The following is a 23,223-nucleotide window of genomic DNA, read 5'->3' on the forward strand; positions in this document are numbered from 1 at the left end:
ACCGCCGTACGCCGTCCCTGACCATGGCACCCCGCCGATCCGTGGACCGATCCATGGGACGACGCCGGTTTCCAGCTGGCGGCGAGGCTCCGGTAATGTTCCGCGCGGTGGCGTGTCCGAGCGGCCGAAGGTGCAACACTCGAAATGTTGTGTGGGGTCAAACCCACCGTGGGTTCAAATCCCACCGCCACCGCCGACTGGTCGGGCCGGTCCCTCTGGGGCCGGCCCGATCTGCGTGTGTCGGGCACCTCGAGGGGCTAACGTCCGGGCTCCACCCTGGAGTGAGGACGACCCATGACACCCCCCGACGAGATCCCTCCGGCCGTGCCGAATGGCCACCCCGAGCCGGACCGCAGGGGGGCACCCGGACACGGCATCAGCGTCAGGGGTCTCGCCATCGGAGCGGTGGTGGGCCTCGTCCTGCTGATCGTCCTACCGATCGGCGTGTACGCCGTGCTGACGGCGGGCAACGAGGACACCGCGACCGACCCGGCCGCGAGCGCGTCGCCGACGGTCGAGCCCCCGGTCGTGGATGGACCGGTGGACGGACCACCGGCAGGGGCGAGCACGGACTTCGGCCTGACCCTGGGGGACCCCGGCGCACCGCGGTCCGTCGTGATCTACGAGGACTTCCTCTGTCCCTTCTGCGGGCAGCTCCAGCACGAGGTCGGCGACCGGCTCGACGCCGCGATCGACGCGGGAGACGTGACGGTCGAGTACCGGCCGCTCGGCTTCCTCGAGCGCATCAGCGACTACTCGCCGGAGTCGGCCAACGCGCTCGCGGTGGTGCTGGACGCGGAAGGCCCCGAGGTCGCCGCCGAGCTCCGCGCCCTCCTTTTCGACGACCAGCCCTCGGAGACCGGTCCCTTCCCCGACAGCGACGACCTCGTGGCCCTGGCCGTCGAGGCCGGCGCCGACGAGGCACGCGTGCGACCCGGGATCGAGTCGATGGCGTTCGAGTCGTGGGTGAGCGAGGCGACGGAGACCGCGATGCAGGACGGAATCGCCTCGATCCCCGCCGTCCTCGTCGACGGCGAGACCGTCGAGGGCCAGACCCTCGACGACATCGTCGCGGCCGTGCTGGGCACGTCCGGCTGAGCCGCGGGTCAGCTCGCCGGTGCATCCGCCCGTACCGGTGCCGAGCTTCACCAGGCCGGTCAGGTCGCCCCTGTTGAAGCGGTGGCGGAAGCGGTTCGTGCCGCCACCGACCGAGGGGTACATCACGAGCCGCCGGTCGCCGACGTGGCTGAGCCCGACCCTATGGCCGACCTCGTGGAGCACGACCTCACGCCACATCCGTCGCAGCTCGGCGGGCGGGCGACGGAAGGACGAGGTCGATCCCGTCGGACGATAGCCCCGGCGCACCATCAGCGAGCCCGGGCCGCTCGAGGCCTCGGTCAGCAGCGTGGTGGCGGGGGCGTGGACCTGGACCACGACCACGCGCGCGCCACCGGAGATCGTTCCGGTGACCCGCTGCGACGCGGCACCGGCCGTGACCGTGCGCGGACCCGGCAGATCGGCGGCCAGCGCGGAGGCGAAGCGGTCGACGGTGACCCGGTGGGAGCCGTCGCCGAGGAAGCGTCCGGACGAGTCGAGGGCCTCGGCCGAGAGTCGCCCCACAGATCGTCGCGTGCGACCGGCCGGGAGAAGGTCACCGTGACCGGACGGAACAGGTCGTCCCCCGTCGTGGTGCGGCCGGCAGAGCTCCGGGTTCGGTACGCCGCGGGCCGACCGACAGCTTCGTCGGGCCCTTCGGCACTGGCGACGCCCCGTTCCCGTGCGCAGGCTGGAAGCACCTGTTGGAGGTGCGTCGTGGGACGGATGTGGAGCGGTGTCGTCGCCGCCGTCGCGGTGCTCGCGCTCGTGGTCGCAGGGGTGGCGCTCCTCCGCGACGACGACGGCTGGATGCCGCACCGGGACGCCGGGGCGTGGTCGATGGGCGGCGGGATGACCAGCGCGTGGAGCACCGACGACGAGGCCGGCTTCCTCCGCGAGATGGTCGCCCACCACCGCGAGGCGATCGAGATGGCCGGTGAGCTGGCCCGGTCCGAGCGCCCGGCGATGCGCGCGCTCGGAGCGCGGATCGTCTCCTCCCAGACCGCGCAGGTCGAGCAGATGGAGACCTGGCTCGACGAGTGGTACGCCGACGAGCCGTCGGACACGGCGTACGAGCCGATGATGCGCGACCTCTCGGGGCTCAGCGGCGACCGGCTCGACCGGACCTTCCTCGAGGACATGGTCGGCCACCACATGGCCGCGGTGATGATGTCGCAACGCCTGCTGGTCCACGGGGCCGCCGAGCACGACGAGGTGGCCGACCTCGCGCGCACCATCCGCACCGAGCAGGTGCGCGAGATCCGCTGGATGAGCGAGCGCTTGTCGACGTGGTTCGGCCTCAGCCCCGCCCGCGGCCGCATGAGGGGCTGCCCCGGTCTGGCCTGACGGGCCCGGCTGGAGCGGCGCCCGTAGCATCGGGGTCGATGAGCCGCCCGACCCCCGCCACCCACCGCACCGCCCTCGCGGCGCTGGTCGCAGCGCTCGTGGTCGGCATCCTCGGGATGCACGCGCTCACCCTCCAGGGCCCGTCGTCGGAGGCGTACGCCGCCGCGGCGCACGGGGACCACGGTGCCGGTCACGGCCATGCTCACGAGCCCGCGACGAGCGCCCCGGTCGGGGCGACCTCGGACCACGGGTCGGGCCAGCACGCCGACCACCTGCTCATGCTGTGCGCCGCCATGCTGGCCGTCGCCGCCCTGCTGCTCGCTGGCCTGCTGCTGCGCGCCGCGCGCCCGGTCAGGCTGGTCGGGGCCTTCGAGTCCCTCGCGCCCGCCGCGAGCGTCAGGTCGTGGATGCGTGCCACCGGCCCACCGCCAGCGTGGCAGTTCTCCGTCATCAGGTGCTGATCGGCTCCGCCACGGCTGCCCTGCGCCCCCACCGGGCGCACGTGCGGCTGCCGCTGCCGCCTGCCATCTCGACCCACCAGACCTGGAGAACCCCTGACATGAGCACGACCACCCGCACCATGCCCCGCACCCTGGGCGCCCTGTCCCTCGGCCTTGCCCTCGCCCTCGGCGCCACTGCCTGCGGCGAGGACACCGATACGACCCGGACCGTCGAGACAAGCCCCACCGAGCACAACGACGCCGACGTCGCCTTCGCGACCGACATGATCCAGCACCACGCCCAGGCGCTCTCGATGGTCGACCTGACCCTCGAGCGCCCGCTCGACCCCGACGTCCAGGCGCTGGCCGAGGAGATCCGGGCCGCCCAGGGACCCGAGATCGAGACGATGGCCGACTGGCTGACCGACTGGGACGAGCCCGTCCCCGAGACGATGCGCGACCACGCCAACGCCGGCCACGACATGGGCGACATGTCGGACACCATGGACGACATGGAGGACCGCGGGTCCGACATGCCCGGGATGATGGGTGCCGAGGACATGGACGACCTCGAGGGATCCGCTGACGCGGACTTCCAGCAGAGGTGGCTCGAGATGATGATCGAGCACCACGAGGGCGCCATCGAGATGGCCCGCTCCGAGCAGGAGGGCGGCCGCTTCGAGCCGGCCGTCGACCTGGCCGGTCAGGTCGTCGACTCCCAGACCGAGGAGATCGCCACGATGCGCGAGCTGCTGGAGGGTTGACCCACCCCCGGGAGCCTTTTGCACTGAGTGCAACACTTCCTCTGTGAGCCCGGCCGACCAGCATGTCCCTCTGCGCGAGCAGCGGCACCGCGCCCTCGTCGACGCGGCCCGCGAGCTGGCGACCGAGCACGGCGCCGACGGGTTCACCGTCGACCGGGTCGCCACGCTCGCGGGCGTCTCGCGGCGTACGGTCTTCAACCACTTCGCCGGCCTCGACCAGCTACTCGTCGCGGTGTGCGAGCAGATCCTCACCGAGGTCACCACCGACCTCCTCGAGGGCGTCGACCGCGGCACCACCGACCTGCCCCCGGGACCCGCCGGTGGCCCGGCCGCGCTCGACGCGGTGTGCGAGGCGACCCGCGACGTCGACCTGCCGACCGCGATCGTCAGCATCCATCAGGTGCTCGGCGGTCCCGACGTGGCCGACGAGCGTGCGGACGCGATCTCGCGCACCGCCTTCGAGCACGTCGCCGGCCGGTTGCGCGAGCGACTTCTCGAGCGCGCACCGGGACTCGACCCGCTCGACCTCGAGCTCACCCTGACCCTTCTCACCAGCGGCCTCGCGACCATCGCGCGGCACTGGCTCGAGGAGCAGACCGCACCTCCCACCCGGGTGTCGCCCGCTGCCCGAGCCACCTGGGACCGGCTGCTCGACCGCCTGCTGCACCGGCTCCGCGCCGGGCACGCCGGCTGACCGCCCTCGACCTCGCAGACCCATACCCGAAAGGCCGTCCCCCGACATGGCTGAGCTCCTCTTCCGCATCGGTCGCTTCGCCGCGCGGCGCCGCTGGACCGTGATCGGCGCCTGGCTGGGCGTCCTGGTGGTCACCGCGGTGACGTACGTGTCCTTCGCCGGCACCCTGTCGTCGTCGATCACGCTGCCCGACACCCCCACCACGCGGGTCTCCGGCCAGCTCGAGCGCGACTTCGAGGGCGCCGGCGGCGGCAACGGCACGATCGTCGCCGAGACGAGCGACGGCTCGGCCTTCACCGACGCGCAGCAGCGCGAGATCACCGCGCTCATCGACCGGATCGGCGAGGTCGACGACGTCTCCGACGTGACCGACCCCTTCGCCACCCAGGAGCAGCTCGACTCCTCCGCCGAGCAGGTGGCCGACGGCCAGCGGCAGCTGGAGGACGGACTGGCCCAGCTCGACGCGGCGCAGGCCCAGGTCGACGCCGGCCGCGAGGCGATCACCGACCAGCGGGCCCAGGCACGCGAGGACGGCACCCTGCGCTCGATCCGCGACCAGCTCGCGGAGGCGGAGCAGCAGCTCGACGAGGGCCAGGCCGAGATCGACCGGCAGCGCGAGCGGGTCGAGCAGGAGTCCGCCCCGCTCGAGGTGGGCGTGGTGCTGTCCGAGCTCTCTGCCGGCTACCGGACGGTGTCGCAGGACGGCTCGGCCGCCGTGGCCAACGTGACCTTCACGGTGCCGATCAACGAGCTCACCGCCGAGGTGAAGACCGAGATCGAGGACCTCACCACCGGCGCCGACATCGCGGGCGTCGAGCTCCACCCGTCGCAGGAGATCGCCCAGACCGTGCCGTCGATCCTCGGCCCGGGGGAGATCGCCGGTGTCGTCATCGCGGCCATCGCGCTCTTCGTGGTGCTCGGCACCGTGCTGGGCGCGGCGCTCCCCCTCGTCACCGCGCTGCTCGGCGTGGGCGTGGCGTCCCTGGCGTCGCTGTCGTTCTCCGGGCTGGTGGAGTTCGTCTCCGTCACGCCGGTCCTCGGCGTGATGCTCGGCCTCGCGGTCGGCATCGACTACTCCCTCTTCATCATCAACCGGCACCGCCGCCAGCTGATGCAGGGAGCCGACCTGCACGACTCGGTCGGCCTGGCCAACGGGACGTCGGGCAACGCGGTCGTCTTCGCGGGCGTGACCGTGATCGTCGCGCTGCTGGCCCTCAACGTCACCGGCGTCGGGTTCCTCGGGCTGATGGGCACCGTCGGCGCCGTCGCCGTCCTCGTCGCGATCCTCATGGCCGTCACCCTCACCCCGGCCGTCCTCGGCCTCGTCGGCCCGCGCATCCTGCGCAAGCGCGAGCGCGCCCGACTGGCGGCCGGTGACGAGGCTCCGGACGACGCCGCGATCACCGAGCGGGACGAGCCGATGACCACGCGTCACGCGCTGACCGTGCTCGCCCTCGGCGTCGTCGCCCTGCTGGTGCTGGCCGCGCCCGCCACGCAGATGCGGCTCGGGCTGCCCGACGGCTCCACCCAGCCGGAGGACTCGCCCGGATTCCTCGCCCACGAGGTGCAGGCGGACAAGTTCGGCGAGGGCTTCAACGGTCCCCTGCTCGTCGTCGCCGACCTCCCCGCGCCGGTCGCCGAGGACGGCCTGCTCGCCGAGCAGGCCGCGATCGGCCAGGCCATCGACGACGTCGGCGGGGTGGACGCGGTGGTCCCGATCGGCGCCTCGCGCGACGCAGACGCGCTGGCCTTCCAGGTGATCCCCTCCTACTGGCCCTCCAGCGAGGCGACCGCCCGGCTGGTGGACGAGCTCCGCGGCCTGACTCCGTCGACCGCCGGCGGCGAGGTCACCCTCGGCGTGGCGGGCAACGCCAGCGCCGGGATCGACATCTCGGACAAGCTCTCCGACGTGCTGCCGGTCTACCTCGCGCTGGTCGTCGGCCTGTCGATGCTGATCCTCGTGGTGGTCTTCCGGTCGATCCTGGTGCCGCTGACCGCCACGCTCGGCTTCGTGCTCTCGCTGCTCGCGACCTTCGGCGGCATCACCGCGATCTTCCAGCTCGGCTTCCTCAGCGACCTCTTCGGCGTCCACGCACCCGGGCCGGTGCTCAGCTTCCTGCCGATCATCGCCACCGGCATCCTCTTCGGCCTCGCCATGGACTACCAGCTCTTCCTGGTCTCAGGGATGCGGGAGGCGTACGCCCACGGTGCTCCGGCACGCGTCGCGGTGCAGCACGGGCTCAACGCCGGGCGGGCGGTCGTGACGGCCGCGGCGATCATCATGATCTCGGTCTTCGCGGGCTTCATCTTCTCCCACGACGCGACCATCAAGCCGATCGGCTTCGGCCTGGCCTTCGGGGTGCTGCTCGACGCGTTCGTGGTGCGGATGGTGCTGATCCCGGCCGCGATGCACCTGCTCGGCGAGCATGCGTGGTGGCTGCCGCGCTGGCTGGACCGGATCCTGCCCGACGTCGACGTGGAGGGCGCGAAGCTCGAGCGCAGCCACCCGGTGCACTCCGCGCCGACCCACGACACAATGCACCCGTGACCGACTCCCGCCCCGTCCGCACCTGGCTGACCGACATGGACGGGGTCCTCGTGCGCGAGGAGGACCCGATCCCGGGGGCGAAGGAGTTCATCGCCGCCCTGCGCGAGCAGGAGATCCCCTTCCTGGTCCTGACCAACAACTCGATCTTCACCCCGCGGGACCTGCGGGTGCGGCTCCTGCGCAGCAGCGGCATCGACGTGCCGGAGGACTCGATCTGGACGTCGGCGCTCGCGACCGCGCAGTTCCTCGACGAGCAGCGTCCGGGCGGTTCGGCGTACGTCGTGGGCGAGAGCGGGCTCACCGCCGCGGTCCACGACATCGGCTACGTCATGACCGACCAGGAGCCGGACTACGTCGTGCTCGGCGAGACCCGGACCTACTCCTTCGAGGCCATCACCCGCGCCATCCGGCTGATCAACGACGGGGCGCGCTTCATCGCCACCAACCCCGACCCGAGCGGCCCGAGTGTGCAGGGGATGCTGCCGGCCACCGGGTCGGTCGCGGCGCTGATCAGCACCGCCACCGGGCGCCAGCCCTACTTCATCGGCAAGCCCAACCCGCTGATGATGCGCAGCGCGCTCAACCGCATCGAGGCCCACTCCGAGACGACGGTGATGATCGGCGACCGGATGGACACCGACATCATCAGCGGCCTCGAGGCGGGCCTGCGCACGATCCTCGTCGCGACCGGCGCGACCGAGCGCCACCAGGTGCGGGACTTCCCCTACCGGCCCACGATGGTCGTCGACTCGATCGCCGACGTGGTGCCGATGGTCGGGCAGATGCTGCTTCCCGAGGGGTCGGGCGAGGTCATCTAGGGACTGCCGGTTCCCGCGCGGGACCTGCCCCTGTCGGGTCGACGCTTGTAGCATCGAGCACCTGCTCGTCTCCGGGACCCCGGGGACCAGGTGTCAGCGCTTCATCACGAAGGACGAGAGTGCATGGTGGACGCCCGACCCCTGCGCGGAACCCAACCCCCGGGTGTCGCTGCGCCGTTCACGTATGACGTGGTCGACGACCGCTGGGAGTGGTCCGACGCTCTCTACCACCTGCACGGCTACCTCCCCCGCGAGATACCCGCCACCACCCATGCGCTGATGAGCCACAAGCACCCGGACGATCGCGAGCGGGTCGCGGGCGTCTTCGCCGCCGCTGTCCGAGACGGCGAGACCTACACCTGCTACCACCGGATCATCGACCGCAACCAGCAGGTCCTGTCCGTGGTCAGCGTGGGCACGACCCGTCTCGACCCGGACGGCCGAACGACTGGGGTCGAGGGCTACTACATCGACCTCACGGCTGCCCGTCGCGAGGAGTCCGAGGTCGACGTCCGCGACGCACTCGCACGCAAGGCACGCAACGGCCCGATCATCGAGCAGGCCAAGGGCATGATCATGCTGGCGGAGGGCTGCACCGCCGACGAGGCGTTCGACCGACTACGGACATGCTCGGCGCACGCCAACCGCAAGGTGGGCGACCTCGCCCGGGACCTGGTCGAGTCCCTGGCCACGAGCAGTCCCGACAGCGGTCTCGTGTCAGAGGTCCTGGGCCAGCTGGTCGACGCCGCTCGCACGGCACCCGTCGCCGAGACCGGGCCAGGCGCCTCCGCCTGACCCGTGCCCCGCTCTCGGACGATCGTGCGATCAGCGGTCGTCCCCTCAGGCAGCGCGACCGGGCAGCAGGCGGCGTACGGCTCCGCGCAGCGCGCTCTCCGGACGGCCACCGCGCTGGATGGGGAGCAGGTGGGTGAGGTTCTCGCGCTCGGCCATCAGCTGGATCGCGTCGTCCTCGTAGCCCTGCGCCAGGTCCTCGGCGGCGGCGAGGTCGTCGCGGGCGACCGCGGCCTCGACCAGGCGCGCGTAGTGGTCGTGCAGCTCGTCGAGCTCGTCGATCAGTCGCATCTCGTTCTCCTCGGGTAGGGACTTATGTCTCCAGTGTGCCGAAGTCTTTGGAACGATCCAACAGCTGGGCGGTGTGACCTTGCCCGCGTCAACGCGCGTAGGGCGTGAGCAGCTGGTCGACGGGGGCGTAGTCGTCGGTCAGCACCGGGGCGTCGCCGGTCCAGGCGTCGAGGTCCTCGCCCTCGAGCGCACCCCAGGTGAGGTCGCGCTCGGCCATCCGGTCCTCGATCGCGGCGACGCCGAGCGGTGACGCCGAGGCGACCACGACGAGGTTGCCCCCCTCCTCCCCCGCGAGCGACGACGGTTCGGCGAGCAGGGCGACGTGGTCGAAGACCTCCGCCGTCGTCGCGACGGCAGCCCGGGCGAAGTCGAGCGGACCGAAGTCGATGAGGTTGGCGACGTAGACCCCGTCCGCGGCCAGCGCCTCCTCCAGGCCGCCGACGGCCTCGACGCTTGCGAGGTGCCACGGCACGCTGACACCGCCGAAGGCGTCGCCGACCACCAGGTCGAGGGAGGCGGGAGGGAGGTCGTCGATGGCGAGGCGGCCGTCCTCGACGCCGACCGCGACGCCCTCGGGCAGCGAGCCACCGAGGAGGCGTACGTCGGCCGCCACCACGCCCGCGTCGATCTCCGACACCCGGCTGCTGGTGCCGGGACGGGTGGTGGCGAGGTAGCGCGGGATCGTGAGGCCGCCGGCGCCGAGGTGGTAGGCGTCGAGCGGCTCGCCCCCGGCGAAGGCGGTGTCGGTGACCGAGGCCATCGCCTGGACGTAGGCGAACTCGAGGTGGGTCGGGTCCTCGACGTCGACGTAGGAGTGCCGCAGCCCGTCGAGCACCAGGGTCCGTCCGGTGGGTCGCTCGGGGTCGGTCGTGATCGCGAGGCAGTGGTAGGTCGTCTCGGTGTCGCAGCCGCTGGGTGCGGCCGCCGCGCCGAGCCCCGCCAGCGCCACGACGAGTGCGAGCACGACGTCGCTGCGCCCGCGGCGCCCGGCGACCTGCACCGCCACCGCCGCCACCAGCAGCGCGACGCCGAGTCCGACGAGGATGCCGCTGACCGGCACCCGCGAGATCAGCACGAAGCCGGTCACCACGGTGCCGAAGATCGCCCCGACCGTGCCGACCCCGGAGAGGTGTCCGACCACGCTGCCGGTCTGGTGGAGGCTGGTGAGGCGCAGCTTGATCACCACCGGCGTCACCGCCGACAGCAGCGCGCCCGGCACGAGGATGGACAAGGTCGCCATCAGGAGCAGCAGTCCCGGGCTGCCGGATGCCGCAGAGCCCCGCACCAGCGTCGGCGTCAGCGCGACCGCGGCCCCGGAGACGCCCAGCAGCGGGCCGAGGAGGTGCCGCGGTGCGACGCGGTCGGCGCTCCGCCCGCCGGCCCACGTGCCCGCGGCGATCGCGGTCAGCGCCAGGCCGATCACCATCGTGTTCGTCTCGAGCGTCAGGCCGAAGTACGGCGCCAGCAACCGCAGCGCGACCAGCTCGACGACCAGCACCGCCGCCGACGAGCCGAAGACCAGGGCGGCGGCCACCCACGGACCGAGCCCGGGTCCGGTCGTCGACCCCGGTGCCGGTGCCGCTGCCTCGTCGCTCGTCATGCGCCGATCCTCGCCCACCGCCGCAACCGGTGCGGCGTACGCCCCTCAGGCGGCGAGCGCCAGGCCGAGCACGACGCCGGCCAGCGCGCAGGCACCGAGGGTGCGCAGGACCGACCAGCCGCGCCAGAAGACGAGCGCGCAGCCCAGCACCGTGATCGCGAGCGACGGCCACTCGAGCGAGCCGAGCAGGGGGTACTCCACGTCGAGCGGGCCTGAGGTGAGGCGGGCGGTCTCGGCGAAGAGGGTGTGGAGGGAGAAGAAGACCGCGAGGCTGGCGATCACGCCGACGACCGCCGCGGTGATGCCGGCGAGCGCGGCGGCGAGGTCGCGGTTGCCGCGCAGGCGCTCGACGTAGGGGGCGCCGAGCAGGATGAAGAGGAAGCACGGCACGAAGGTCACCCACGTGGTGAGCAGCGCGGCGAGCACCGCCGCCGCCCACGGGTCGAGCCCGCCGGGTGCGCGGTAGGCGCCGACGAAGGCGACGAACTGCACGACCATCACCAGCGGGCCAGGCGTGGTCTCGGCGAGCGCGAGACCGCGCACCATCTCGCCGGGGGCCAGCCAGCCGTAGACGCTGACCGCCTGCTGCGCGACGTAGGCCAGGACGGCGTACGCCCCGCCGAAGGTGACCACGGCCGCGCCGGAGAAGAAGAGGCCCTGGTCGACGAAGATGCTCGAGCGGCCGAGGAGCACCGCGGCGAGGGCGACGGGGGCGAACCAGGCGGTGAGGCCGATGGCGAGGACCAGCGCGGAGCGGCGGGTGGACGGGCGCTCGGAGTGCAGCGCGTCGTCGCTGATCAACGGCACCGGGCCGTCGTCGACCGCGGCCCGCGGCGGATGGGTGAGGGTCGGGATCCGGCGCCCCAGCACCCAGCCGAGGAGCGCGGCCACGGCGACCACGGCCGGGAAGGGGACGGCGAAGAGGGTCAGCGCGACGAACGACAGCACTGCCACGGCGACCAGGGCAGGGTCACCGAGGCCCTTGCGGCCGACCCGGACCACGGCCTGCACGACGATCGCGATGACGGCGGGCGCGAGGCCGAGGAAGAGTGACTCGACGAGCGGGCTGTCGCCGTGGGCGACGTAGATCCCCGACAGCACCAGCAGCGCCACGACACCGGGGAGGATGAAGAGGATGCCCGCGACCAGCGCGCCGCGCACGCCGTTGAGCAGCCACCCGACGTACGTCGCCAGCTGCTGCGCCTCGGGCCCGGGGAGCAGCGTGCAGTAGGACAGCGCGAAGAGGAACCGCTGCTGGCCGATCCAGCGCTTCTCGTCCACGAGCGTGCGCTGCATGACCGCGATCTGCCCGGCCGGACCGCCGAAGGTCTGCAGCGAGATGGCGAACCACGCCCTCGCGGCCTCGCGCAGCGAGATGACGTCGCGGGTCGTGCGGGAGCCGGTGCCCATGGCTGCATGGGACCGTGGCGTGAGGAGGAAAGTCAAGCCGACTGGTCGACTTAGCCCCGGACATGACCGACGCCCCGGCCGTGGCCGGGGCGTCGGTGGATGCTGCGGTGGCTCAGGCGGTCTTGTTCTTGCCGGCCACGGACTCGGCAACGCCGATCAGCAGGACGGCGAACACGACGGCGAGCACGAAGCCCAGCACGTTGAGCTCGAAGATGCCGCCGGTGCCGAAGAACTGGGCGATGACGCCGCCGATCAGCGAGCCGACGAGGCCCAGGCCGAGGGTGGCGAGGATGCCGAGGTTCTGCTTGCCGGGCTTGATGAGCCGGGCCAGCGCTCCGATGATGAGGCCGGCGACGAGGAATCCGATCATGTGCTGCTCCTTGGCTCTTGTCGGGCGTCGTGGTGACGCCCTCCCTCGAGCGTAGGGGTTCGCGCGCTCATCGCTGCTTCGCCGACACCTCGCCGATCGCGGCGTCGAGGATCGCCAGTCCCGCGCGCGCCTCGTCCGGGGTGATGGTGAGCGGCGGCACGACGTGGATGCGGTTGAAGTTGGCGAAGGGCAGCATCCCCCTGCGCCGGCACGCGGCGAGGATCGCGTTCATCTCCGGGCTGCTCGCACCGTACGGCGCCAGTGGCTCGCGGGTCGCGCGGTCCGCGACCATCTCGACGGCCCAGAAGGCGCCGGTGCCGCGCACCTCGCCGATCCACTCGTGGCGCGCGGCCAGCTCCGCGAGGCCGGGCCCGAGGACCTCGTCGCCGAGCCGTGCGGCCTGCTCGACCACGGCGTCGTCCTCCATCGTCTCGATGGTCGCCACCGCGGCGGCGCAGGCGAGCGGGTGGCCGGAGTAGGTCAGGCCGCCGGGGTAGACCCGGTCGTCGAAGGTGCGCTGGATCGCGCCGCTGATCGCGACGCCTCCGAGCGGCACGTAGCCGGAGTTCACGCCCTTGGCGAAGGTGAGCAGGTCGGGCACGACACCGCGGTCGGTGGCGCCGTGCTCGATCGCGAACCACTTCCCCGCGCGCCCGAAGCCCGACATCACCTCGTCTGCGATCAGCATGATCCCGGACCGGTCGCACAGCTCACGCACGCCGGCGAGGTAGCCCGGCGGCGGCACCATGATGCCAGCCGTCCCGGGGATCGACTCCAGCATGACCGCCGCGATCGTGGTCGGGCCCTCGAGGGCGATGACCTGCTCGAGGTGGGCGAGCGCGCGCTGGCACTCCTCCTCCTCGGTCGTGGCGGAGAAGGCGCTGCGGTAGAGGAAGGGCCCGAAGAAGTGGACCGTGCCCGTCGCGCCGTGGTCGCTGGCCCACCGGCGCGGGTCGCCCGTGACGTTGACCGCGAGGTGGGTGCCGCCGTGGTAGCTGCGGTAGGTCGAGAGCACCTTGTGGCGACCGGTGTGCAGCCGGGCCATCCGGATGGCGTGCTCGTTGGCGTCGGCACCGCCGTTGGTGAAGAAGATCCGGTCCAGGTCGCCCGGGGTGTGGGAGGCGATGAGCCGGGCCGCCTCGGACCGGGCGCCGTTGGCGTGGCCCGGGGCGACCGTGCAGAGGGTTGCGGCCTGCTCCTGGATCGCCGCGACGATGCGCGGGTGCTGGTGACCGAGGTTGGTGAAGACGAGCTGCGAGGTGAAGTCGAGCAGCCGGTTGCCCTCGCCGTCCCAGACGTGGGAGCCCTCGGCCCTGGTCACGACCATCGGGTCGAGCGCGGCCTGGGCCGACCAGGAGTGGAAGACGTGGCGGCGGTCCAGCTCGTAGGCCCGTGCCGGGTCGTCGAAGGTGCGTACGCCGCTCGCAGTGGCAGTGGTCTCAGACATTGCGGGGGAATCCCAGCTCGAGGCCGCCCTCGGGACGGGCGGCGGGGTTGATCCAGCGGGTGGTGACGACCTTGGCGCGGGTGAAGAAGTGCACGCCCTCGGTGCCGTGGGCGTGGGTGTCGCCGAAGAGCGAGCGCTTCCAGCCGCCGAAGGAGTAGTAGGCCACCGGCACCGGGATCGGCACGTTGACACCGATCATCCCGACCTCGACGTCGTTCTCGAAGCGTCGTGCCGCGCCGCCGTCGTTGGTGAAGATGGCGGTGCCGTTGCCGTAGTCGTTGGCGTTGACCAGCGCGACCGCCTCGTCGTACGACGCCACCCGCACGACCGAGAGCACGGGGCCGAAGATCTCCTCGCGGTAGATCTCCATGTCGGGGGTGACGTGGTCGAAGAGGGTGGGCCCGAGCCAGAACCCGTCCTCGGCGCCACGGGCCCGCACCTCGCGGCCGTCCACGACGACCTTGGCCCCGGCCGCCTCGCCGGAGTCGATGAGGCCGGCGACCCGGTCGCGGTGCGCGCGGGTCACCAGCGGACCCATGTCGGCCTCCCTGGCCGTCTCGCCACCGGCGCCGGCCGCCTCGGTGGCGCTCGTGCCTCCGTCGCCGATCAGCAGCGTGCGGGTGCGCTCGGCGATGCGGGCGACGAGGTCGTCGGCCACGGGATCGACGGCGACGAGCACGCTGATCGCCATGCAGCGCTCACCGGCCGAGCCGTAGCCGGCGTTGACCGCGGCGTCGGCCGCGAGGTCGAGGTCGGCGTCGGGCAGGACGACCATGTGGTTCTTCGCGCCCCCCAGGGCCTGCACGCGCTTGCCGTGGCGGCTGGCCTGCTCGTAGACGTACTGCGCGATCGGGGTGGACCCGACGAAGCTGATGGCTGCCACGTCCGGGGACTCCAGCAGCGCGTCGACGGCGACCTTGTCGCCCTGGAGGACGTTGAAGACGCCGTCGGGCAGACCGGCCTCCTGCCACAGCTCGGCCAGCCAGAGGGCGGCTGACGGGTCCTTCTCGCTGGGCTTGAGGACCACCGCGTTGCCGGCCGCGATCGCGACCGGGAAGAACCACATCGGCACCATCGCCGGGAAGTTGAAGGGGCTGATGATGCCTACCACGCCGAGCGGGGAGCGCTTGGAGTGCACGTCGACGCCGGACGACGCGCTGTCGCTGTGCCCGCCCTTGAGCAGGTGGGAGATGCCGCACGCGAACTCCACGACCTCCTGGCCGCGGGCGATCTCGCCGAGCGCGTCGGAGTGGACCTTGCCGTGCTCGGCGGTGATCAGGTGGGCGAGCTCGCCCTTGCGGCTGTTGAGCAGCTCGCGGAAGGCGAAGAGCACCTGGGTGCGCGCGGCCAGGGACGTCTCGCCCCACGCCTTGGCGGCGCGCGTGGTTGACGCGATGACGGCGGCGGCGTCCGCCTCGTCGGCCAGCGCGACCCGGCCGGAGACCTGGCCGGTGGCGGGGTTGGTGACGTCGGCCCACCGGTCGGAGGCGCCGTCGAGTCGACGGCCGTCCGCCCAGTGCGTGATCGAGGTGGTCATGCGGGTGCTCCCTGGCTGGTGTGGGGCGGACGGCTCCATCCTCGCCGTCGCGACCGCGCACGGCGCCCGACGATCCGTCGGATCGCCACCTCGAGGTCGACGCCTTGTCGCCGCTCAGGAGTCGAAGCCCAGGCCCGCCGCGTCGAGCACGCGCAGCCACGGGTCCCGGTGGCCCTTCCGGTGGTCGGCGCGGTCGAGCGAGCGGCGCGTGAGGTTGATGCCGATCGCCGCCGCGGGTTCGGGCGGGAAGGGCAGCGGACGACGCCGCACCATCTCCAGCTCTGTGCGCTCGTTCCGCTCGTGCGCCAGCAGGTCGAGGAGCACCTCGGCGGCGAAGCGGGTGGCGCCGACCCCGAGCCCGGTGAACCCGGCGGCGTACGCCACCCGGTCACGGTGGGCGAGGCCGTAGAACGCGGCGAAGCGGGTGCACGTGTCGATCGCACCGGCCCAGCGGTGGGTGAAGGAGAGGCCCTCGAGCTGGGGGAAGGTGGCGAAGAAGTGCGAGGCGAGCCGCGTGAAGCTCTCCGGCCGGTCCTCGTAGCGCGCACGCAGCCGTCCGCCGAAGTGGTAGACCGCGTCGTAGCCGCCATAGAGGATCCGGTCGTCCGCGGTCAGCCGCGAGTAGTGGAACTGGTTGGCCAGGTCGCCGAGGCCCTCGCGCCCGGCCCACCCGACGGAGGCCCGCTGCTCAGGCGTCAGCGGCTCGCTCATCAGGACGTAGTCGTAGACCGGCACGGTCATCAGCCGGGCACGGCGCAGCAACGAGGGGAAGACGTTGGTCGCGAGCACCACGCGGTCGGCCAGCACCGTGGCACGCGCGGTCTCGACGCGCACCCGGCCGGAGGCGTCGCGGGACAGGGCCTCCACCGCGGAGCCCTCGTGGACCTCCACCCCCAGCTCGCGCGCGACCCGCGCCAGCTCGTGGGCGAGCCGCGCCGGGTGGACCATCGCGGCCTCGCCGGCGACGCGGCGGCCACCGAGGAAGAGCGGGCTGTCCACGAGTGCCCGGACCCCCGCGGCGTCGAGCCGGTCGGGGCCGAGCCAGTCGAGCTCGTGCTCCTCGACGGCGGCGTGGACGACCCCGGTGCGCTCCCACTGGCAGTCCAGGCCCCAGGACGCCACGTCGGCCTCGAAGGCGTCGAGGTTCTGCCGGCCGAGCCGGTCCAGGACGTCGTACTCGTCGGGCCAGCGCGCGCGCCCGTTGGCCTCCCCGTGCGTGATCGAGGCCTCGCAGAACCCGCCGTTGCGACCCGACGCCGCCCAGCCGATGCGCTGTGCCTCGAGCAGCACGACGTGTCGGCCCGGGTCGCGTCGCTTGGCCAGCACGGCGGTCCAGAGTCCGAGGTAGCCGCCGCCCACGACGACCAGGTCGGCCCTCGTCGAGGCGGTCAGCGGCGTCGGCGCCGGGACGTCGTGCGAGTCCTCCAACCAGAAGACCGCGTGCCGCGAGGGCGCCAGCGACCGCTCGACCAGGCGCGGGTCGGGGGCGTGCCGCTCGTACGCGGTGGGCGCGGGTGGTGCGGGCACGGGCTCGTCTCCGGGGTGGGGCAGCGGCTGCGGTCTTCCGAGTGTCGTGCCCTCGCGTGCGCACGGCGGGCGCCAGATCGTCGCTGACCGCGCCCAGAGCGCGACACATCGTCGGTGGAGGTCTGGGACACTCGTGCCATGTCGCAGCTGACCGTCGCCGAAGCGCTGCAGCTCCCCGCCTTCCGGCGGGCCGAGCCGGTGGTGGAGGCCGGGGAGGACGGGCTCACCCGCCCGATCCGGTGGGCGCACGCCACCGAGCAGCGCGACGTGGTGCCCCTGCTGCGTCCCGGGGACCTGGTGCTGACGATGGGCACCGGGCTCCCCGACGACGCCGACGAGGACGGCTGGCGCCGCTTCGCCGCGGACCTGGCCGAGGCCGAGAGCTCGGGCCTGGTGGTCGAGCTCGGCCGGCGCTGGCGCGACACCGTGCCGCCCGCACTCGTGGCGGCCTGCCGCGAGCAGTCGGTCCCGCTGGTCGTGCTCACTCACGAGACCCGCTTCGCCGCGCTCACCCAGGCGATCGGCGAGCGCGTGGTCGACGTCCAGCTCGACGAGCTCGTCGAGGCGCAGCGCGTGCACGAGACCTTCACCGAGCTGAGCTTCGCCCAGGCAGGACCAGCCGACATCCTCGACGCCGTGTGCCGGCTGACCGGCGGACCGGTCGTGCTGGAGAACGCCGAGCACCGCCCGCTCGACTTCCTCACCGGAGCCGCCCCCTCGGCCGGGTTCCTCGACAACTGGCAGGCCAGGTCCTCGCGCGTCAGCATCGCCCGGCGCACCGGCTGGGACGAGCGGCTCGGCTGGCTCGTCACCCGCCTCGGCAGCGACGACCGCGACTGGGGCCGGCTCGTGATCGCCTCCCCGCAGCGGCCCTCGCAGCGGCTGGTGGCCGTCGCCGAGCGCGCGGCGGCAGCGTTGGCGCTGCACCGGTTGCACGACCGCGACCGCGACAACGTCGTACGCCGTGTCCACCTCGAGCTGGTGCAGGGCCTCCGGAGCGACCCGGACGCCCCGGGACTCCTCGAGCGGTGCGAGGTGGCGGGCTTCCCCACGCGCCGTCGGCACTTCCTCGGCCTCGTCGCCCGCCCGCCGCTGGCGAGCCGGGTGCAGGACGCCGGTGAGGTCGTCTCGGCGTTCGTCCGCGCCGCGCACGGCCTGCGGGTGCCCGCCCTGGTGTGCGAGGTGGACCGGGAGGCACGGGTGCTGCTGTCGGTCCCGGCCACCTCCGACCCCGACGCCGCCGCCGACCGGATCGCCGCGCGGGTGCAGGCGTTCACGCCGCTGGTGGTGGCCGCCGGCCGGCCCATCGACACCCTCGACGGCATCGACACGTCACTGCTCGAGGCCGGCCAGGTCGCCGACGCCGTCCCTGCTTCCGACGACGCCTCGCCGGTGGTCCACCGCCTCGCCGACCTGCACGTGCGGGGCCTGCTCGCCCTGCTCGGCGACGACGAGCGGATCCGGGTCTTCGCCGAGCGCGAGCTCCGGGCGCTGCGCGAGGCCGACGCGGGGCCCGTCGGGCGCGGCAGCCTGCTCCCGGCCCTGCGGGCGCTGCTGGAGCACCCCGCCAGCAAGACCGACGCCGCGGCGAGCCTGCACCTGTCGCGCGCAGCGTTCTACGACCGCCTCGCCAAGATCGAGCGCGTCCTCGGGATGGGCCTCGACGACCCCGAGGTGCGGCTGTCGCTGCACCTCGCGCTGCTGGCCGACGATCTGTCGCGATCGCGCTCCTGAGCCGACACCACGTCCCTGCCGACGGCGTCCGCACGGGGGCAGGATCGTCGCCATGCAGCGGATGTTGGACGTCGACGAGCCCTGCCGGCTGACGCCGGTCGAGCCCTCGACGGTCCTCGAGGGTGACCCGTACGCCGGCTCGCGGGCGCTCGCTGCCGTGGCCGGTGCGGAGGTCGGGGTCTGGGAGATGACGCCCGGCACCGCCACCGACGTCGAGGTCGACGAGGTCTTCGTCGTGCTGTCCGGGTCGGCGACCGTCGAGTTCGAGGACGGCACCGTGCTGGATCTCGGCCCCTCCTCCACCGTCCGCCTCCGCGCCGGCGACCGGACCACCTGGACGGTCCGCGAGACCCTGCGCAAGGTCTACTTCACGGGCATGGAGCCCTGAGGCGGGACCTGCCTTCCCCTCTGTCGCGATCCCCGGATATCCGGGGAAAGTGGAGCCTCCCCCGCGAAGTTTCGGGGGTGAGGCTCCACTTTCCCCGGGTGACCGGGGATCCCTCAGCTCCGGCCGCCGCCCTCACAGGTCGAAGATCGTCGTGTGCCAGGGCTTGGCAGCCACACCGGTGATGTCCGCCATCACGTGCTTGACCTGGGTGTACTCCTCGAAGGAGTAGCTCGACATGTCCTTGCCGTAGCCCGAGGCCTTCATCCCGCCGTGCGGCATCTCGGAGATGATCGGGATGTGGTCGTTGACCCACACCGTGCCGGCGTCGATCTCCCGGGCGGCGCGCTGAGCGCGGTAGACGTCGCGGGTCCAGGCGGACGCGGCGAGCCCGAAGGGCACGTCGTTGGCCAGGCGGATCGCCTCGTCGTCGGAGTCGAAGGCCAGCACCGCCAGCACCGGGCCGAAGGTCTCCTCCTGCACGATCTCGCTGTCCTGGGCGGCCCCGACGAGGAGCGTGGGCTCGTAGTACGCGCCGGCGGCGAGGTCGCCGCCGGGCGCCCTGCCCCCCGTCACGGCTGTCGCGCCCGCGGCGACGGCCCGCTCGACCATCGCGGCGACCTTGTCGCGCTGCCGGAAGGACACGAGCGGCCCCTGGTCGGTCGTCTCGTCGGTCGGTGCACCGAGGCGTACGCGTGACATGAGGTCCGCCACGCCCTCGGCGAAGGCGTCGAGGCGCGAGCGGTGGACGTACGCCCGGGTCGCGGCCGTGCAGTCCTGGCCGGTGTTGATGAGGCTGGCGGCGACCGCACCACGGACCGCGGCGTCGAGGTCGGCGTCGTCGAAGACCACGAAGGGCGCCTTGCCGCCGAGCTCGAGGTGGAGGCGGGTGCCGTTGGCGGCGGCGAGGCCGGCGATGTGGCGGCCCACAGCGGTCGACCCGGTGAAGGACGTCATCGCGATCCCCGGGTGAGTCACCAGCGCCTCACCGGTGAGCGGTCCCGGACCGTTGACCACGTTGACGACACCCGCCGGGACGCCGACGGCGGCGCACGCCTCGGCCAGCATCAGCGTCGTGAGCGGGGTGTTCTCCGCGGCCTTCAGCACGATCGTGTTGCCCGCCGCGATCGCGGGCAGGACCTTCCACATCGCCATCTGGAGGGGGTAGTTCCAGGGCGCGATCGAGCCGACGACCCCGATCGGCTGGCGCCGGATCGTCGAGGTGTGGTCGGCGGAGTACTCCCCCGACGCGTGCCCGTCGAGGCGGCGGGCGGCACCGGCGAAGAAGGCCACGTTGTCGATCGAGCCGGGCACGTCGAACTCCCGGCTGAGCCGGATCGGCTTGCCCGTCTGCGCTGTCTCGGCCTGCGCCAGCTCCTCGGCCATGCCCTCGAGGTGCGCGGCGAGGGCGACCAGCGCGGCGGAGCGCTCGGCGGGCGTGGCGCGCGACCACTCGGCGTACGCCGTCGCTGCCGCCGCGACCGCGGCGTCGACCTGGGCCGGCTCGTCGGCGGCGTAGCGCCAGATCACCTCCCCGGTCGAGGGGTCGATGACCGACTGCTCCGGCCCGGTGCCGGTGCCGGCGACGCTGCCGATGATGTTGCTCGTGCTGGGCTGGGTGGTCACGGTGCGCTCCTCGGGTCCGGTCGGGCCGCACCCATCCTCGCCCCCGGGCGAGGGGCGCGGCGACCGACGGTACGTCGGGATCGTCGTGCCGGCACGCCGGATCGTCGGCTCAGCGCAGCGGGTGGGGGTGCACCAGGTACCCGCGCCGCCACGCGCGGTGGATGACGACGGCGGCGACGACGGCGCCGGCGGTGCCGAGGGCGAGGTCGCCGAGGGTGTCGGCGTAGGCGAACTCCCGCTCGGTCGAGCGGCTGATGAAGGCGAAGAACTCCGCCACCTCCCAGGCGATCGCCACCGTGGCCCCGAAGGCGAGGCAGCGCTCGAGGACGCGGCCGAAGCCGACGTCGCGGGGCAGCGTCAACAGCACGAACGCCGCGGCGAGGAGGCCGGTGTTGACGAAGTGCATCCAGTCGTCGAACCACACGACGGTGTCGTAGAGGTCCATCCGGTTGCCGAGGATGTCGGAGAAGCAGGTGATCGTGATGAGCAGGTCGGGCAGCCACGGGAACGACGTCCGGTCGCGCCACAGCGTCCACCACAGCACCGGGATCGTGAAGGACACGAGCGGGTAGCCGATGGCCCGCATGCCGGCGGCCTTGTCACGCAGGTTGGCCTGGTCGGGATAGACCACCGCGAAGACGAGGAGCAGCACGAGCGCGCCCTTCGCCAGCACGTTGGCGCTCCTGGCCAGCGTGGGCGTGGCGGGATGCTCGATCACTGCCTCGGACACGTGCACCTCGTCTCGTGGCGCCGTGCGGACCGGGCGCGTACGCCGCCCAGTGTCTCACCACGTCGCCTCGTGGCACTCCCGGGCGGGCGTGACCTCCACCTGGAGGGTCGCGTGGTCGATCCCGTGGCCCTCGCGCAGCGTCGCCCGGGCCGCGCCCAGCACGACCTGCGAGTCGGCGCCGACACGGAGCACGAGGTGGGCGGTGGCGACGTTCATCCCCGACGTCAGCGTCCAGGCATGCAGGTCGTGCACCTGCGCCACGCCGGGCACCTGCTCGAGGTCGCGCACCACCGCCGCGAGGTCCACGTCGTGGGGTGCGTGCTGTCCCAGGACGGCCAGCACCTCCCGGCCGAGGACGACCGCGCGCACCGCGACGAACCCGCCGATGGCGAGCGCGACCAGGGTGTCGGCGCTGGTCGAGCCGGTCAGCGCCACGAGCACGCCGGCCAGCACCACCCCGACGCTGCCGGCGGTGTCGGCCACCACCTCGAGGTAGGCGCCGCGCACGTTGATCGACTCCCGGGACCCGCCGCGCAGCAGCGCCAGGCAGACGACGTTGACGACCAGCCCGAGGGAGCCGACGACCAGCATCGGGCCGGAGGACACCTCGACCGCCTCGCCGGCACGGCGTACGGCCTCGACGACGACGTACGCCGCCATGCCGAGCATCAGCAGCACCGTGAAGCCGGAGGCGAAGACCTCGGCGCGGTAGGAGCCGTACGTGCGGCGACCGGTGTCGTCCCGGCGCGTGGCGATCTTCGTGGCCACCAGGGCCGCGCCGAGCGCCACCACGTCGGCAGCCATGTGGCCGGCGTCGGAGAGCAGGGCCAGCGAGCCGCTGAGGAGACCGGCGACCAGCTCGACGAGGAAGAAGGTCCCGACGAGGCCGAAGGCGACGGCGAGCCGCCATCTGTGCCGGGCGCCGGCGTGGCCGTGCCCGTGGCCTGCGCCCGTCACGATCCTCCGTCGGAACGGGCGGGCGCGCAACAGTCCTCGCCGCGCCATGCCTCGAGGCCCTCCCGGGCGGCGACGTAGGCGATGACGAGCCCGGCGAGCGGGTCCGCCCACGACCACCCCAGCGTCGCGTTGAGCACCAGGCCGACCAGCAGGACGGCGGAGAGGTAGGTGCACAACAGCGTCTGGGTCGAGTCGGCCACGACCGCGTGCGACCCGAGCGCGCGGCCGGTGCGTCGCTGCGCCCACGACAGGAACGGCATGACCACCAGCGAGGCGGCGGCCAGCGCGATGCCGACCGGGGAGGCGTCCGGGGAGTGGCCGCTGACCAGGGCGCGGACGGACTCGACGCCGACGTACGCCGCCAGCGCGAAGAACGAGACCGCCATCAGCCGCAGCGCCGTGCGCTCGCGCGACTCGGGCAGCGGGTGGCGGAACTGCCAGAGGATGACCAGCCCGCTGGACACCTCCACCAGGGAGTCCAGTCCGAAGCCCACGAGCGCGACGGATCCGGCGACAAGGCCGGCCGTCACGGCGATCACTGCCTCGACGAGGTTGTAGGACACCGAGGCCGCCGCGAGCAGCTGCGCGCGACGTCCCAGCCGGCGTCGCTCGTCGACGTCGCGGACGGACGAGGCGGTCACGACGCCTCACCGGGGAGCGAGTCGGCGCCGTAGGTCGGGCACAGCGTGACCGCGTCCCCGGTCAGGGCGAGCAGCCTCTCGGCCGCTGCGAGGAGGTCCATCACCGTGTCGGGGTGGTTGAGCGACCACATCGAGGCCCGCCCCTCGGGTCGGGACGCGACCAGCCCGCACTCCTTGAGACAGGCCAGGTGCTGGGAGACGGTGCTCTGGGCGAGGCCCAGGTGCGCGGTGAGGTCGACGACGCGGTGCTCGCCCAGGGCGAGGTGGCGCACGATCGAGAGTCGCGACGTGTCGGAGAACCCGTGGAAGAGGCACGCCGCAGCCGTGAGGCCGGCCGCCCCCTCGACGTCCGGAGGAGCGGCATCCATCGCTTTCATCGTCATGTGCCGATGATAGGGCCTCGACCAGCGCCCGGTCGAGCCGGCCCACGACCGTCCTGCGCGGCGCGGCGACGAGCACGTGACCTAGCC

Annotated in this window: 22 protein-coding genes and 1 tRNA gene; 11 read left to right on the plus strand and 12 right to left on the minus strand. The window is 72.9% G+C overall.

Translation table 11 applies throughout. The features are described from left to right. Window positions 1-106 precede the first annotated feature (106 nt). From K4G59_RS06885 to K4G59_RS06925, 9 genes are all read left to right on the plus strand, one after another. Window positions 107-193 (plus strand) — tRNA-Ser (locus K4G59_RS06885). A gap of 101 nt (window positions 194-294) precedes the next feature. Further along, a complete protein-coding gene (locus tag K4G59_RS06890; protein WP_231250234.1) occupies window positions 295-1,098 on the plus strand; it encodes a DsbA family protein in 804 nt (267 codons plus the stop codon). Between the two features lie 723 nt (window positions 1,099-1,821). Next, window positions 1,822-2,442, plus strand: coding sequence for a DUF305 domain-containing protein (locus tag K4G59_RS06895; protein WP_231250657.1), 621 nt, complete (start codon window positions 1,822-1,824; stop codon window positions 2,440-2,442). A gap of 38 nt (window positions 2,443-2,480) precedes the next feature. After that, window positions 2,481-2,903, plus strand: coding sequence for a DUF6153 family protein (locus K4G59_RS06900; RefSeq protein ID WP_231250235.1), 423 nt, complete (start codon window positions 2,481-2,483; stop codon window positions 2,901-2,903). 98 nt (window positions 2,904-3,001) lie between these two features. After that, the gene (locus K4G59_RS06905; RefSeq protein ID WP_231250236.1) at window positions 3,002-3,646 is read left to right on the plus strand and encodes a DUF305 domain-containing protein; all 645 of its coding nucleotides are present in this window, start codon (window positions 3,002-3,004) and stop codon (window positions 3,644-3,646) included. 43 nt (window positions 3,647-3,689) lie between these two features. Beyond that, window positions 3,690-4,340, plus strand: coding sequence for a TetR/AcrR family transcriptional regulator (locus K4G59_RS19955; protein WP_372461793.1), 651 nt, complete (start codon window positions 3,690-3,692; stop codon window positions 4,338-4,340). Window positions 4,341-4,386: 46 nt separating this feature from the next. Continuing rightward, on the plus strand, window positions 4,387-6,888 hold the full coding sequence (locus K4G59_RS06915; protein ID WP_231250237.1) for an MMPL family transporter: 2,502 nt from the start codon (window positions 4,387-4,389) through the stop codon (window positions 6,886-6,888). Window positions 6,889-6,923: 35 nt separating this feature from the next. Further along, the gene (locus K4G59_RS06920; protein ID WP_231250658.1) at window positions 6,924-7,706 is read left to right on the plus strand and encodes an HAD-IIA family hydrolase; all 783 of its coding nucleotides are present in this window, start codon (window positions 6,924-6,926) and stop codon (window positions 7,704-7,706) included. A 189-nt stretch (window positions 7,707-7,895) separates the two neighbouring features. After that, window positions 7,896-8,501: a PAS and ANTAR domain-containing protein gene (locus K4G59_RS06925; protein WP_231250238.1), complete on the plus strand. Its 606-nt coding sequence runs from the start codon at window positions 7,896-7,898 to the stop codon at window positions 8,499-8,501. Between the two features lie 45 nt (window positions 8,502-8,546). On the opposite strand, the gene K4G59_RS06930 is transcribed toward K4G59_RS06925, so the two are convergent. The 7 genes from K4G59_RS06930 to K4G59_RS06960 form a co-directional block, all read right to left on the minus strand. Beyond that, entirely contained in the window at window positions 8,547-8,789 is a 243-nt protein-coding gene (locus tag K4G59_RS06930) for a hypothetical protein (RefSeq protein ID WP_231250239.1), read from the minus strand. Window positions 8,790-8,877: 88 nt separating this feature from the next. Beyond that, a complete protein-coding gene (locus K4G59_RS06935) occupies window positions 8,878-10,389 on the minus strand; it encodes a fused MFS/spermidine synthase (protein WP_231250240.1) in 1,512 nt (503 codons plus the stop codon). A gap of 45 nt (window positions 10,390-10,434) precedes the next feature. Further along, on the minus strand, window positions 10,435-11,799 hold the full coding sequence (gene chrA, locus K4G59_RS06940) for a chromate efflux transporter (protein WP_231250241.1): 1,365 nt from the start codon (window positions 11,797-11,799) through the stop codon (window positions 10,435-10,437). Window positions 11,800-11,911: 112 nt separating this feature from the next. Then, window positions 11,912-12,169, minus strand: coding sequence for a GlsB/YeaQ/YmgE family stress response membrane protein (locus K4G59_RS06945; protein WP_231250242.1), 258 nt, complete (start codon window positions 12,167-12,169; stop codon window positions 11,912-11,914). 67 nt (window positions 12,170-12,236) lie between these two features. Then, window positions 12,237-13,616 carry an aspartate aminotransferase family protein gene (locus tag K4G59_RS06950; protein ID WP_231250243.1) on the minus strand — a complete coding sequence of 460 codons (1,380 nt, stop codon included), beginning with the start codon at window positions 13,614-13,616 and terminating at the stop codon, window positions 12,237-12,239. After that, the gene (locus K4G59_RS06955) at window positions 13,609-15,153 is read right to left on the minus strand and encodes a CoA-acylating methylmalonate-semialdehyde dehydrogenase (protein WP_231250244.1); all 1,545 of its coding nucleotides are present in this window, start codon (window positions 15,151-15,153) and stop codon (window positions 13,609-13,611) included. Before K4G59_RS06955 ends, K4G59_RS06950 begins: the two co-directional genes overlap by 8 nt. Window positions 15,154-15,267: 114 nt before the next feature. Next, on the minus strand, window positions 15,268-16,680 hold the full coding sequence (locus K4G59_RS06960; protein ID WP_231250245.1) for an NAD(P)/FAD-dependent oxidoreductase: 1,413 nt from the start codon (window positions 16,678-16,680) through the stop codon (window positions 15,268-15,270). A 138-nt stretch (window positions 16,681-16,818) separates the two neighbouring features. Here K4G59_RS06960 and K4G59_RS06965 point away from each other — a divergent pair, with 138 nt between their 5' ends. Then, window positions 16,819-18,414 carry a PucR family transcriptional regulator gene (locus tag K4G59_RS06965; RefSeq protein ID WP_231250246.1) on the plus strand — a complete coding sequence of 532 codons (1,596 nt, stop codon included), beginning with the start codon at window positions 16,819-16,821 and terminating at the stop codon, window positions 18,412-18,414. Between the two features lie 52 nt (window positions 18,415-18,466). Then, window positions 18,467-18,802 carry a cupin domain-containing protein gene (locus K4G59_RS06970; RefSeq protein WP_231250247.1) on the plus strand — a complete coding sequence of 112 codons (336 nt, stop codon included), beginning with the start codon at window positions 18,467-18,469 and terminating at the stop codon, window positions 18,800-18,802. A gap of 132 nt (window positions 18,803-18,934) precedes the next feature. Here K4G59_RS06970 and K4G59_RS06975 read toward each other — a convergent pair whose 3' ends face one another. From K4G59_RS06975 to K4G59_RS06995, 5 genes are all read right to left on the minus strand, one after another. Further along, entirely contained in the window at window positions 18,935-20,425 is a 1,491-nt protein-coding gene (locus K4G59_RS06975) for an aminobutyraldehyde dehydrogenase (protein WP_231250248.1), read from the minus strand. Window positions 20,426-20,534: 109 nt separating this feature from the next. Next, window positions 20,535-21,155, minus strand: coding sequence for a DUF2238 domain-containing protein (locus K4G59_RS06980; RefSeq protein WP_231250249.1), 621 nt, complete (start codon window positions 21,153-21,155; stop codon window positions 20,535-20,537). A 54-nt stretch (window positions 21,156-21,209) separates the two neighbouring features. Next, on the minus strand, window positions 21,210-22,112 hold the full coding sequence (locus tag K4G59_RS06985) for a cation diffusion facilitator family transporter (RefSeq protein WP_372461795.1): 903 nt from the start codon (window positions 22,110-22,112) through the stop codon (window positions 21,210-21,212). Continuing rightward, the gene (locus K4G59_RS06990) at window positions 22,109-22,753 is read right to left on the minus strand and encodes a cation diffusion facilitator family transporter (RefSeq protein ID WP_231250251.1); all 645 of its coding nucleotides are present in this window, start codon (window positions 22,751-22,753) and stop codon (window positions 22,109-22,111) included. The genes K4G59_RS06985 and K4G59_RS06990 overlap by 4 nt, the downstream gene beginning before the upstream one ends. Then, on the minus strand, window positions 22,750-23,136 hold the full coding sequence (locus tag K4G59_RS06995; protein WP_372461796.1) for an ArsR/SmtB family transcription factor: 387 nt from the start codon (window positions 23,134-23,136) through the stop codon (window positions 22,750-22,752). Before K4G59_RS06995 ends, K4G59_RS06990 begins: the two co-directional genes overlap by 4 nt. Window positions 23,137-23,223: the final 87 nt, after the last annotated feature.

The sequence above is a fragment of the Nocardioides furvisabuli genome (assembly GCF_021083185.1).
Classification (GTDB): domain Bacteria; phylum Actinomycetota; class Actinomycetes; order Propionibacteriales; family Nocardioidaceae; genus Nocardioides; species Nocardioides furvisabuli.